The organism is Fructilactobacillus myrtifloralis (assembly GCF_024029335.1).
GTDB classification, from domain to species: Bacteria; Bacillota; Bacilli; order Lactobacillales; family Lactobacillaceae; genus Fructilactobacillus; species Fructilactobacillus myrtifloralis.
Genome location: NZ_CP097116.1, coordinates 933582 through 945628 on the forward strand (window position 1 = coordinate 933582; position 12047 = coordinate 945628).

Sequence of the window (12047 nt, forward strand, 5' to 3'; positions counted from 1 at the left end):
ACAAAAAGGCAATTAAAATTAAATAGCCCCCAACTGGCCTGCTTCGCGGATCCGACTAAAAAGGACGACCCTCACTTCTCAAAGGCCGTCCTTGCTCAATTCAGTCAAGTTAACTTTTCCATCCAACCGGATTCCTGCTTGTAATATTTACCTAGTGCTTCGCATTCCGGGGTTTTTGCAACCATTTCCAAGCGACACCGCCGACTACTGCCAAGCCAATTAAACCAGCGGCGCCCCACATGAAAATCCCATGCTGGTTACGTTTGGAAGCCTGCTTCTTCGACTGCTGCTTGGCCGCTTTTTTCTTTTTAGCGGCCTTCGTTTGTTGCTCAGTTTGTTGCTGGTTATCTCCCTGTTTGGTTGCAGCGCGCTGCTTCTTTTCACCAGTTGCTTGATTGTTAGCATGCGGTTTCGTTCCTTGGGCAGCTTGCTCATTCCCGTGCTTAGAACTAGTTTGTGGTTGCCCGTTCTCGCCCGTCGCCGTTGTTCCGGTGGCCTTTCCAGGCACGGGGGTTGGCTTACTAGAATTACCAGTCGCAGTATACACAATCGTCATTTCGGAAACATCTGTAACCCCGTCGCCGCCACCAAACACCATCTCGGGTCCGTTGTTATCATTTTGCCCGTTTTCAATTCGGGAATAGCTGTAGCCCCTAATTGCGGGAACATCAGCAACATACCTCGTTCCAGTTGCCCCGGTCGCCGTGGTAGCCGGACGAATCGCCTTCCCAGTTTGATCTACATAATGGACAATAATTTTGCCTTTGCTCACGTTCGTGGCCGCTTGCGAAACAATCGGATTAACAACAGTGGGAATAAATCCAAGCGATGCAATCGTCGTAGTCAGCATGGTAGTCACAATTAATTTTTTCGTTTTCATTAGTAGTTTGTCCTCCTCACCCCAGATTATAGCACGCTTGCTAATCACTAAATCAGAATAATTATAACCAGTCCGATTAAAATAAAAACCAGTCCACCGCAGTGAACTGGTTTTTAGCGTTATTTTGCTTGATGATTAATGTTATTCCGAGCGGTGGCGTTGCTACCAAATGGCAAGGTTTGCACCACTCCGATAATCTTATCCTTCGGGACAAAGCCCCAGTAACGGCTATCGTTTGAGACCTTTCGGTTATCCCCTAGGACAAAGTATTTATCCTTCGGAACCTTCACTACGCCCCGATCCTTCACCCAGTTGGGCGCCTGCGTTGAGAGGGAGTGGAGGTCCCAATTCCCCTTTTGCTGAGAATACTCGGTTCCCTCTGTTTGCGCGTCCTTACTGATGTAGGGTTGCTTAACGGCCTGGTCATTTACGTATAGTTGATTATTCTTAAATGCCACCGTATCACCTGGCACCGCAATGACCCGCTTCACGTAGTCGGTTCCGGCTGTCCCCAACACGCGCTTGACCGCACCGTCATTCGGAGCAGCGTTGGGATCCACGCCCGTCGCATTAAATACAATCACACTCCCCGGTTTCGGTTTGGCTTGCCGCCACACCATAATCGTCTGCCGGTCATGCAGGTTAGGATCCATTGAAGGCCCACTCACCTTTGCCACCGTGAAAAAGGTTTGCTTAATCACCAGCGCAATGGCTAAGCCCAGTACAATTGGGATCACCCAGCTTAAAATTCCTTTAAAAGTTTTCATGTCTCTACTCCTTCAGTTTAATCACGCTGTTCCTATTTTATCATTTAATGGAGATTTCGTTTTAAAAAGTTCTCCTTTTGCTGGGTAACCTCAGCGTTCAAAAAGCCAGCGGGACCATGTGGCACATCCGGCACAATGTGCACCTCAACCTGATCACTACCAATTACCGTCGCAATTTGAGCCCCTAGGTTAATGGTTTGAATGTAGGGAACCACGCGGTCCCCCGTCCCGGCGTACATTAATACCGGCACCATCTGCTGATTCAAATACGTAGCCGGATTGGCCTGTGCGTTCAATTCTGGGACATCGACGGGACGGTGCCACCCGAGCATGGCACCTTCAAAGGAATCCGCTTCGCCTGTTTCCGCAAACTTCGGTTCCTGCTTTAAAATGGCAAACTGGGCTTTCATGGCGGCCAAATCATATGGTCCGTAGGAAGCAATCACTCCGTTTACCCGGTCGCTAACCCCAAAATCGTTGCCAAAGTTACTTTGTAAATGCCCAGAACCACTGGACGCTGCCACTAACATGGCCAGCTGCGCTCCAGACGATTCCCCCATGAGAAACACGTTGTGCGGATCAAACTGGTACTCTGTAGCGTGCGCTTTGACCCACCGAACTACTGCTTTGAGCTCATACACAGGTTGGGGAAAGGGCGCCATGTAACTTAACGAGTAGTTCGGACTCACGATTGCATACCCCCGCTGGCGCAGGGCCAGTGCCCCAGCTAACTTCTGGGAACTTTTGGCGCCAAAGTAGAGGCCACCCCCGTGAATATCAATAATAACTGGAAACGGAGCAGAACCCGCATCCGGCCAGTAAACGTCTAACTGATGTCGGGCTCCCGCTGCATAGGAAAGATCAACTTGTTTGCGGTTAATCGTGGCCGTATCAGCAGGTACAAAGTGAGTTGCTCGTTCAATAAACTTTTCCATTAATCTCACGCTCCCATCTTACTGGATCAAGAAGTACGTTAATTTTAACGCATTTCACTGGTCCTTTGGTCCAATTCCGTTGAACCCCGAAGACCATTAACCTAAAAGCGTTGCATTAACCGGGCCATCAAGATGGTCAGAATTAATAAATCAGCAGAACCACCCAGACTAAGTCGCTGTGCGGCAAACTGTTCGGTCATTTGTTGTAAGGCGTTCCAATCTAACCGACCGGTGGTGTGTTTCACATGTAACATTTCCTGGGCCTGGGTCTGAACCTTACTAACAATGGCGGGGGTGCCAGCTCGTTTAATCAGATTGCTATCCCGACTATTTGCGACAATCGCGAGCAGGGCCGTCAAAATCCGTTCCTGCCGGCTGCCTGAACTGGTTAAGAAGGCGGGGAGTCCGTGCTGAAAGACGGTCGGAAAGCCAGCTTCGGCCTCGCCACGAATTCCGGTCGTTCCGTACTGCAGGTACTGCCGTTCTCCAGCCGTTAGGTGCTGCTTGTGCTGTAAATCAGCGAAGTCGGTTTGCACTAATCCAGCGGTCATTCCCCGAACGGTCGTGCTAATTGCTGCTAACTGCACTTCCGTTCCTGCTGATTGTGCCTGTGCATACCCACAGGCCGCCACCATGATTCCCAACCCAAAGATGGCGCCCTTATGGGTATTTACGTTGTTGGTCACGGTAAACATCCGCCGTTCAGCCGTCATGCCGAGGGGGCGCAGGCGTTCCATTAACGCTGGTAACGCAGTCCCGATAAAGGTCATCCCGGTTTGAAAGCACTGCGCCAGGTAGGGTTGTAGGCTTACGGCACTATCAATAAACAAATAGACGTCCATGTCCTCATGTCCCCGATTATCAACTGGATCCACCAACCCCGGCTTGGGATGGGTCACAACCTCGTCTAAGAGGGCTGCCACTGCGGTTTGACTAATGGATTCCGCGTCCTGATTCGCAATGGTTCCGGCAAGCGTTGGTTCAGTCATCTCCAAAAACCTCCGCATAAACTCGGTTAAAGTAATCCTGGAGCTCGGCGACAGAATGGGTCCGATTGCGACCACATTCCTTGGCAGGCCGGTCACAGAGAAAGCACCGGCGCGCTTGCTCACCTAACTCCTGCCGCGAGTAATGCGTCTGTGCTTGTGTGAGGACATCCGCATCAAACAACCGCCCGAGGGGTAGCTGATCTTCAAAGGCCACCGCCCGACGCTTGGCCTCCCAGCCATCAATGGCAAAAACATAGAAGGCTTCTGTCCCAGCAAGACCGGTGGTAACCACGGGCGCTTGCAGGCGGGTGACACCTTGAAACTGACGTTCTAACAGGCGTTGTCCCGCTGTAAACAACCGCTGTAACGCTGCATTAGTTTTGATGGGCCCCGGCACGTTGAGCTTGAGCGCCACCACCGTTCCGGTAGGAAACTTGGTCACCAACTCTTGTTGCCGACGCGCTCTGTGGTCTTTACTCTGCAAGACCGCTGCAATCGTTTGGGGCGTGCCCGTTGCAAACAGATCTTTCATAGGTTCTCCTTCACTAGGGTTTCCCCTTACCAGCAAAAAAAGCGGGGCTGCTTGACAGGCTCCCGCTTTTTTTGGACTAATTAGTCTTTTACTTCTTTAATGGCGTCAATAATTGAACCATCCCGGTATTCAACTAACCCAACCGTGCGGTCAGTGAATTCAAGGTCAGCTTCTTGTCCCACAATCGTTTGGGCCATGTCAGCTAATTCATCAATGGTATAGAGGTTCAAGCCCGGCACCTTCTCTAGTTCTGCCTGTAACTCTGGTCGGTTCGGGTTCACGGCAATCCCGCGTTCCGTTACTAACACATCGATGGAACTACCCGGCGTAACGGCCGTGCCCACACTCTTCACGACTGAAGGAATCCGACCCCGAACTAGCGGAGCACAGATAATCGTTAACTTCGCAGTGGCAGCATCTTGGTGTCCACCAACGGCACCCCGGATCACACCATCGGAACCGGTCAACACGTTCACGTTAAAGTCCGTATCAATTTCTAACGCACTTAAAATAGAAACGTCTAGTTGATCAACCATGGCACCCTTGTTGTCAGGGTCAGCGTACCACGAAGCGTCAATTTCTTGTTGGTTCAGGTTGTCCTTCATGGATTGGGCAGCCGTCTTATCAAAGTCCTGCACATCCATCAACTTGTCGATTAACCCTTCTTCTAATAGGTCAACCATCGGCTTGGTAATACCCCCTAATCCAAAGGAAGCGTGAATGTTCTGGTTCACCATCGCCGTCCGAAGGTAACGCGTAACCGCGAGGGCAGCTCCTCCAGAACCAGTTTGGAAGGAGAAGCCGTCTTTAAAGTACGATGAGTTCGTGATTACATCACTAACTAAGTTCGCAATCTTCAAGTTCTTCGGGTCCTTCGTGAACCGGGTTGCTCCAGAACCAATTTTATCAGGATCACCCACTTGGTCGACTTCAACCACGTAATCAACCTGCGTTTGTTTAATTGAGGCCGGCGTGTTCGGGTAGTTCACGAGGTTATCCGTCAACAAGACCACCTTATTCGCATAGTTAGCATCCATCAGGGCATACCCGAGGGAACCAAAGGCTTCATCGCCGTACATTCCGTTCGCATTTCCACACCGGTCAGCATTGGGAACTCCTAAAAAGGCCACGTCAATCTTAATGTAACCATTTTCAATGGCGCGGGCCCGACCACCGTGTGACCGAAAAATTACGGGATTTGGTAATAAACCGTGAGAAACTTGGTCCCCCAGCGTTCCCCGCATTCCAGAAGTTGTAATGTTTGTGACCGTTCCATTTTGAATGGCTTCGATGGCCACGTCATTCATAGCTCCAGTTAAAGAAGATGGTGCTAACGTGAGGTCTTTGATCCCCTGAGCCATGATTTCCTTCATCACCGTGTTGAAGACAAAGTCCCCGTTTCGGAAGTGGTGGTGAAAGGAAATCGTCATGCCGTCTTTAACGTTATCACGCACGATTTGTTTTAAATCGTTGGTAACCTTATCGTCCCCCGTTGATAACCGAACCTTCGGTGCCGTTCGTTGCACTTCCGGATGTCCGATTTCAGTCGTGGTAAATGGCTTAAAGTTTAATTTTTCTAATAAAGTACTAGGTAATTCACGCCCTAATTTATTTTCCAATGTAGTGACCCTCCTTGTCGACGATTCCAGAAGCCTTCGCTAATTTCATCACCCGTTCAGCACGTAATACCACCGGCCGGTCAACCATTTGACCGTTCATTGCGATTACCCCGGAACCAGCTTGGTGAGCGCGTTCAATGGCCGCAATCACGTTTTGGGCGTTCTTCACTTCGGTTTCACTTGGTTCAAAGACCTTGTTAATCACCGGAATTTGCCGTGGGTTAATGACAGACTTCCCGTCGTAACCCAGTTGGTGAATGAATTCGGTTTCTTCAATCAAGCCATCGACGTTGTCGACGTTCGTGTAAACCGTATCAAAGGCCGCAATGTGGGCAGCCCGTGCTGCATTAATAATCATGTTCCGGGCAAATTCCAGTTCTTTTCCACCTGGGTACCGGTGGGTTTGCATATCCGTCGTGTAATCTTCAGCTGATAGTGCCACCCCAATCATCCGGTCTGAGGCCTTCGCAATTTGACTTACGTTTAAGACCCCTTCCGCACTTTCAATGGCCGCCATAACATGGGTAGTGCCTACGGGAATCCCAAATTGAGCTTCTGCATCCGCAACCAGTTTTTCGGTAGCTTCCACCATGCCAGCATTTTCAACCTTTGGAATCCGAATTACGTCAATCCCGGCTTTAACCATGGCCTTAATATCAGCCTGGTAGAATTCCGTGTCTAGGCCGTTAATCCGCACTACTAATTCCGTATCACCATAATCAACGGTTTGTAAGGCTTCGTAGACTAAGATCCGCGCTGAATCCTTTTCAGCTAAAGACACTGAATCTTCCAAGTCAAACATGATTGAATCGGCGCCGTAAATTCCGGCATCCTTCAACATTCCCGCATTGTTACCGGGCACAAACATCATCGTTCGGCGTAAGCGATCTGGTTTAAATGTCATTAGAGTACCTCCCATGCTGGTTCGGCGTTCGTTCCGAGCGCCCGTTGTAAGGCTGTAATCGTCCGCGCTTTAATTACGCAGTCGAGGGCCCCCTGGTCAACTGCTTTAACGTTGACGTTTTCTAATCCAAAGTCCGCCACTACGGCTGCAATGGTTTGTTTGATTTCTGCTCCAAACCGTTCTTGAACGTCTGAGGTCAAATCAATTTGGACCCCATTCGTTCCCTTGCTAACGGTAATTTGAATATCAGATGATTCCAACGTGCCATCCATGGCTGTTTGTTTAATTTCCATCAATCTTCATTCCTTTCCTAATCCGCTCTTGTAATGTTGCTTTGTGGTTCGTAATGAACGTGGCGGTGGTTTCTGGAACTAAGGCGGATAAATCAGCTAACCGATCATCCTTAATTGCCATCCGCACGTCCCGCGCAGAAATGACCTTCCCATCCGTTTGCTTGCGGGGAATAATTTTCACCTGCACCGTGGGGGGGAGGACCTTTTCTAACACTTCATTATAAACGTTGGTTGTTTCTGATTGGGGTTCCGTTCCCAGATAACGCGTCTTGATCGTTAACGCCGGTGCAATCCGTTCCTTAAAGATCAACGCATCGATGGTCGTCTGGTAACGAACCCGATTCTTATCGGTCTTTAAAAAGTAGGCCGGAAAGGTCGCATAACTAACTAGGTAATCACCACCGGCGACCACGTCAACATTGGGCAAGTCGGCCGTCCCCGCCTGTACCATTTCAAACCGTTCCTGGGTGTTAAAGAGCGATTTATCGGTACTAACGACAAAGACATAGACGTGTTGACTCTGCTTAGCGGCTTCCTCCACTAGGTACCGGTGTCCACGGGTGAATGGATTAGCATTCATCACAATGGCTGAACTCGGTCCAGCAACCTTTGGGATCGCCGCTAAGTAGTCGTTAATTGACGTCGGCCCGGTTTCAAGAAAAGCGGCACTATCACTGTGCACGATTTCTTGAAAGCCAACGTGCTGAAAGCTAGCTGAATACTGGGGTTTGGTAAACACGAACACGTGAAAAATCCCCCGTTGCCCTAGGTTCGTCAGTAACGTTGACACGATCTGGTTGAAATAAGCCCCGTTGCCGTCCGCCGTGTGGCTGACCCCAATGTACTTCAGCACGTTTTCCGAGGACGACCCCGTGGCCACCAGCTGGTTTCCAACAAAGATCCCAATCGTCTCATCCACGGGATCCACTTCGTTCGCCGTAAAGTTCGCAATGCCCAGTCCTGCTAAGAACTGCCGCCACTGCTCAAATTCTGCCGGTTGCTGCAGGTTAATCTCCCTGATGTCTGTCTCCATGGTCGACCCCTACTGCTTTAAATTTTCGATGGCACTTGAAACGGTTTTAACCACCCCTGCATCAAACACTCCTGGTACAATTTCATCCGCAGTTGGCGTTTCAATCATGCCGGCGATGGCCTTTGCAACTACCTCTTCAATGCTAAACGTCACCTGTTTTATCCCACTGGCGAGCAAGCCCTTGAACAAGCCTGGGAATACCAAAATGTTATTAACCTGGTTTGGGTATTTGCTAGAACCAGTTGCTACTACGGCAGCTCCCGCTTGTTTAGCAACGTCTGGATCAATTTCTGGCACTGGATTGGCGAGGGCAAAGATAATCGGATCCTGCGCCATGCGCCGCACTTGGTCAGCACTCAAAACGTCTGCCACGGACAGTCCGATAAAGACATCCTGACCATCAATCACGTCATCGAGCGTTGCTCCGTCCGTTCCGTTCAATTCTTTAGCTAAGCCAGTTTGATAGGCGTTGTAGTTGGAACTGTCTGGGTGCACTACGCCATCAACGTCCACGAGGGTGATGTGCTTGATTCCAACGGCATTTAATAACTTGGCCGTGGCAATTCCAGAGGCTCCGGCCCCATTAACCACAATCTTCAGGTCCGTCAGGGACTTTTTAACAACCTTGGCAGCGTTAATTAAGCCTGCCAGGATCACAATGGCAGTTCCTTCTTGATCATCATGATAGACCGGAATGTCTAGTTCCTGACTTAACCGTTCTTCCAGTTCAAAACACTTCGGAGCAGCAATGTCTTCGAGGTGAATCCCCGCAAATGATTGCGAAATGGCCTTTAGATGGGCCGCAATTTGGGCCGCACTATCCTGTTCAACCGCAAGTGGCAGGGCATTTACATTCGCCAAATCTTTATACAACAAGGATTTCCCTTCCACCACGGGCAACCCAGCGCCGCCCCCGATGTTCCCCAGTCCGAGGACCGCAGAACCATCGGTGACCACGGCAACCAACTTCCCACTCATGGTGTAAACATCCTTGAGGTTTGGGTCCTTTTCAATGGCTTTGGACACCTGCGCTACACCGGGCGTATAAGCGAGCGCTAACTCCTCTTTATTATCGACGGGAAATTCCCCTTCGATTCCTAAGACTCCAGTATGTGCTTTGTGTATTTGAAATACATCTTCTGCCATGGAAGTCCTCCATTCTCATTCAATATTTAGTAGCAATTCAATTGCTATTATACCCACTTTGTGAGCGATTTTCCAAACCGAATTACGCGGGTAAACTTGTTAAAAACTTCACCAACTCCGCGTTGAAACGCCGGGGTTGTTCCGCCATTACCAAGTGCCCAGCCTGACTGATCACAACGGCGGTCACGTGCTCCGACATTCCGGCTACGACTGCTCCCATTTCGGGCGCAAAAAACGGGGATTCCTGCCCGCTGACAATGAGCAGCGGGCACTCCAGGTGCGTGATGATGTCCCGCCAATCCTGAGTTGCGTGGTCAATTAACAGGGGATAGTTCAACTCCGCATCGTAGGGAGCCTGCTTTTTTAAACTTTGTAACTTAGTAAACAAAGTTTCATCAAAATTCGTATAGGTCGACTTCCCAAGGGGACGCTTTAAGACTTCGTGAAAGTCCTCCCAGGTCAGGTCCTTAAAGCCCCACTTCCAGGTGGCATCATTAATCATTTTAGGACTTTGATCCACATCAACGACCGCCCGAACGTTTTTTGCTCCGTATAACGATAGATACGCGAGCATGGTGGACGCCCCCATCGAATTCCCCATTAAAACGGGCTGGGTTAACTGTAATTGTGCAATTAATTCGAACAGATCAGCGGCGTGCCGACTAATCCGTAACCCCTTGCTCGTATGTTCTGACTGTCCCTGGTTACGGGCGTCAACGTTAATCACCCGATAGTGGTGCGCCACTAAGGTCTTAATCGTGGCTTCCCAGTATTCCTTATAGGCCCCAATTCCCGATAGGATTACCACCGGGGGATCACTTGGTTCACCCTGGTCATCATAAACTAACTCCACGTGGTCATTTGTATAAAATTTCATGTTGCACTCCCTTTCGAACGCTCCGGTTGCTCGTTTCTATCATAACAAAAAAGCCCCAGCACGCGCTGAGACTAATGGTTATTCGGTTTTTGCTTATCGGATTTTTGCTTATTGGGTTTTGGCAATTCGACCCTGTTGAATGTAGACCCCTAGGATGGCAATGTCCGAAGGATTAACCCCACTAATCCGTGCCGCTTGGGCAATTGTGGTTGGTTGAATCTCCTTCAGCTTCTGCTTCCCTTCGGTGGCAATCCCATCGATGGCATCATAGTCAATGTTAGCCGGAATCTTCTTGGCTTCCATCCGTTTTAACTTCGCAACCCGGTCTTCTTCTTTTTTGATGTAGCCCGCGTACTTAATTCGAATGGAGACCTGCTCAATTACTTCGGAGGTCAGTTCCGTGGGCGCGGCCGGGATAAATTCCAACAGTTTTTGGTAATCAACGTACGGGCGGCGAAGGAACTGAGCTGCTCCAATTCCATCTTGGAGTGGCTTATCCCCGTGGGCGGTTACAAACTCATTGACCGCGGCGCTTGGTTTAATGCGCAACTGGTCTAAGCGCTTGATTTCAGCATCAATTGCTTCCCGTTTGGCGACAAAGGCTTCGTACCGTTGGTCGTCAATCAACCCTAACTCATGACCGAGGGGTGTCAGGCGGAGATCCGCGTTGTCATTTCGTAACAAGAGCCGGTACTCTGCCCGACTGGTCAGGAGCCGATACGGTTCGTTGGTGCCCTTCGTTACCAAATCATCCAGCATCACGCCGATGTAGGCATCTGAGCGTTGTAAAACAACCGGGTCGCGGCCCTGTAACTTCCGGGCGGCGTTAATCCCCGCCATCAACCCCTGAGCAGCTGCTTCTTCGTAGCCGGAAGTTCCGTTCGTTTGCCCCGCCGTGAACAGTCCGTTAATTTGCTTACTTTCCATGCTCGGTTTCATCTGTTGGGGCGGAATCACATCGTACTCAATCGCATACCCGGGGCGCATCATTTGGGCCTGTTCTAAGCCCTTGATGGTGTGTAACATCTCCTGTTGCACTTCCTCTGGAATAGAAGTTGACATGCCATCAACGTACCATTCGGCTGTTCGACGCCCTTCTGGTTCCAAAAAGACCTGGTGGCGATCCTTATCCGCAAACCGAACCACTTTATCTTCGATTGACGGACAGTACCGGGGCCCGACGGAATCAATGACCCCGTTAAACATGGGAGCCCGATCGAGATTATCCCGCACCAACTGGTGGGTCGTTGGATTCGTGTAGGTTAGCCAACAAGAAACCTGTTCACTCCGGGGCAGGTAGTCCTGATCAGACGTTAGAAAACTAAAGTGATGTGGTTGGTCATCGCCGGGTTGTTCTTCCAGTTCCGAGTAGTCAATCGTATTCCCATTAACCCGCGGGGGCGTTCCGGTTTTAAAACGTTCAAAGTGAAAGCCCTTGTGTTCCAAGTTTTCGGAGAGCTTGATTGATGGAAGCGTGTTATTCGGACCAGACGAATACCGCAGTTCCCCGATGTAAATCTGACCTCTTGCTGAAGTTCCCGTTGCTAAGACCACGGCTCCCGCTCGATAAATCGCTCCCGTATTGGTTACTACGCCCGTGACCGTCCCGTCGTCTACTAACAAATCATCAACGACGGCCTGGCGTAACGTCAAGTTGGGTTCATTTTCAATGGTTTGTTTCATGGCTTCATGATACGCATGCTTATCGGCCTGAGCGCGCAAGGCTTGCACGGCTGGTCCCTTCCGGGTGTTTAGCAACCGCATCTGAATGTAGGTTTTATCAATGTTTTTGCCCATTTCGCCCCCGAGGGCATCGATTTCTCGGACAACCGTTCCCTTGGCTGGTCCCCCCACTGAGGGGTTACATGGCATAAAGGCGACCATCTCGAGACTAATCGTCAGTAAGAGCGTGGTCTGCCCCATCCGAGCAGCTGCCAGGGCTGCTTCACAACCAGCATGCCCAGCTCCCACCACTACTACGTCATAGGAACCTGCCTCGTAACGTTGCTGCACGTCGGTTGCTTGGATCACCGGTTTTTGTGTCATGTGTGTTTCCTCCCATCAACGTTTGT

12 protein-coding genes are annotated in these 12047 nt (G+C 50.2%); all 12 read right to left on the minus strand.

The window, feature by feature from the left end:
- Positions 1 to 151 precede the first annotated feature (151 nt).
- The 12 genes from M3M35_RS04720 to mnmG all read right to left on the minus strand — a co-directional run bounded on the left by M3M35_RS04720 (position 152) and on the right by mnmG (position 12021).
- Positions 152 to 880, minus strand: coding sequence for a MucBP domain-containing protein (locus M3M35_RS04720; protein WP_252749522.1), 729 nt, complete (start codon positions 878 to 880; stop codon positions 152 to 154).
- 119 nt (positions 881 to 999) lie between these two features.
- Positions 1000 to 1647: a signal peptidase I gene (lepB, locus tag M3M35_RS04725; protein ID WP_252749523.1), complete on the minus strand. Its 648-nt coding sequence runs from the start codon at positions 1645 to 1647 to the stop codon at positions 1000 to 1002.
- A 44-nt stretch (positions 1648 to 1691) separates the two neighbouring features.
- Positions 1692 to 2582: an alpha/beta hydrolase gene (locus M3M35_RS04730; protein ID WP_252749524.1), complete on the minus strand. Its 891-nt coding sequence runs from the start codon at positions 2580 to 2582 to the stop codon at positions 1692 to 1694.
- A gap of 101 nt (positions 2583 to 2683) precedes the next feature.
- Positions 2684 to 3571 (minus strand): triphosphoribosyl-dephospho-CoA synthase CitG, encoded by an 888-nt coding sequence (citG, locus tag M3M35_RS04735; RefSeq protein WP_252749525.1) that lies wholly within the window; start codon positions 3569 to 3571, stop codon positions 2684 to 2686.
- Positions 3564 to 4103 (minus strand): citrate lyase holo-[acyl-carrier protein] synthase, encoded by a 540-nt coding sequence (gene citX / locus M3M35_RS04740; protein ID WP_252749526.1) that lies wholly within the window; start codon positions 4101 to 4103, stop codon positions 3564 to 3566. The genes citG and citX overlap by 8 nt, the downstream gene beginning before the upstream one ends.
- An 80-nt stretch (positions 4104 to 4183) precedes the next feature.
- Complete coding sequence (gene citF / locus M3M35_RS04745; RefSeq protein WP_252749527.1) at positions 4184 to 5722, minus strand: citrate lyase subunit alpha; 1539 nt, start codon at positions 5720 to 5722, stop codon at positions 4184 to 4186.
- Complete coding sequence (gene citE / locus M3M35_RS04750) at positions 5712 to 6626, minus strand: citrate (pro-3S)-lyase subunit beta (RefSeq protein ID WP_252749528.1); 915 nt, start codon at positions 6624 to 6626, stop codon at positions 5712 to 5714. The genes citF and citE overlap by 11 nt, the downstream gene beginning before the upstream one ends.
- Positions 6626 to 6919, minus strand: coding sequence for a citrate lyase acyl carrier protein (citD, locus tag M3M35_RS04755; protein WP_252749529.1), 294 nt, complete (start codon positions 6917 to 6919; stop codon positions 6626 to 6628). Before citD ends, citE begins: the two co-directional genes overlap by 1 nt.
- Positions 6909 to 7952 (minus strand): [citrate (pro-3S)-lyase] ligase, encoded by a 1044-nt coding sequence (gene citC / locus M3M35_RS04760; protein ID WP_252749530.1) that lies wholly within the window; start codon positions 7950 to 7952, stop codon positions 6909 to 6911. The genes citD and citC overlap by 11 nt, the downstream gene beginning before the upstream one ends.
- A gap of 9 nt (positions 7953 to 7961) precedes the next feature.
- Positions 7962 to 9098, minus strand: a complete 1137-nt coding sequence (locus M3M35_RS04765) for an NAD(P)-dependent malic enzyme (RefSeq protein WP_252749531.1) — start codon at positions 9096 to 9098, stop codon at positions 7962 to 7964.
- A gap of 82 nt (positions 9099 to 9180) precedes the next feature.
- Positions 9181 to 9975, minus strand: a complete 795-nt coding sequence (locus M3M35_RS04770) for an alpha/beta fold hydrolase (protein WP_252749532.1) — start codon at positions 9973 to 9975, stop codon at positions 9181 to 9183.
- A gap of 108 nt (positions 9976 to 10083) precedes the next feature.
- A complete protein-coding gene (gene mnmG, locus M3M35_RS04775) occupies positions 10084 to 12021 on the minus strand; it encodes a tRNA uridine-5-carboxymethylaminomethyl(34) synthesis enzyme MnmG (RefSeq protein WP_252749533.1) in 1938 nt (645 codons plus the stop codon).
- Positions 12022 to 12047 lie beyond the last annotated feature (26 nt).

What these genes read in the sequence shown, in the direction of transcription:
- M3M35_RS04720 (WP_252749522.1), bottom strand. Translation starts at nt 880, where the DNA reads ATGAAAACGAAAAAATTAATTGTGACTACCATGCTGACTACGACGATT.
- lepB (WP_252749523.1), bottom strand. Translation starts at nt 1,647, where the DNA reads ATGAAAACTTTTAAAGGAATTTTAAGCTGGGTGATCCCAATTGTACTG.
- M3M35_RS04730 (WP_252749524.1), bottom strand. Translation starts at nt 2,582, where the DNA reads ATGGAAAAGTTTATTGAACGAGCAACTCACTTTGTACCTGCTGATACG.
- citG (WP_252749525.1), bottom strand. Translation starts at nt 3,571, where the DNA reads ATGACTGAACCAACGCTTGCCGGAACCATTGCGAATCAGGACGCGGAA.
- citX (WP_252749526.1), bottom strand. Translation starts at nt 4,103, where the DNA reads ATGAAAGATCTGTTTGCAACGGGCACGCCCCAAACGATTGCAGCGGTC.
- citE (WP_252749528.1), bottom strand. Translation starts at nt 6,626, where the DNA reads ATGACATTTAAACCAGATCGCTTACGCCGAACGATGATGTTTGTGCCC.
- citD (WP_252749529.1), bottom strand. Translation starts at nt 6,919, where the DNA reads ATGGAAATTAAACAAACAGCCATGGATGGCACGTTGGAATCATCTGAT.
- citC (WP_252749530.1), bottom strand. Translation starts at nt 7,952, where the DNA reads ATGGAGACAGACATCAGGGAGATTAACCTGCAGCAACCGGCAGAATTT.
- M3M35_RS04765 (WP_252749531.1), bottom strand. Translation starts at nt 9,098, where the DNA reads ATGGCAGAAGATGTATTTCAAATACACAAAGCACATACTGGAGTCTTA.
- M3M35_RS04770 (WP_252749532.1), bottom strand. Translation starts at nt 9,975, where the DNA reads ATGAAATTTTATACAAATGACCACGTGGAGTTAGTTTATGATGACCAG.
- mnmG (WP_252749533.1), bottom strand. Translation starts at nt 12,021, where the DNA reads ATGACACAAAAACCGGTGATCCAAGCAACCGACGTGCAGCAACGTTAC.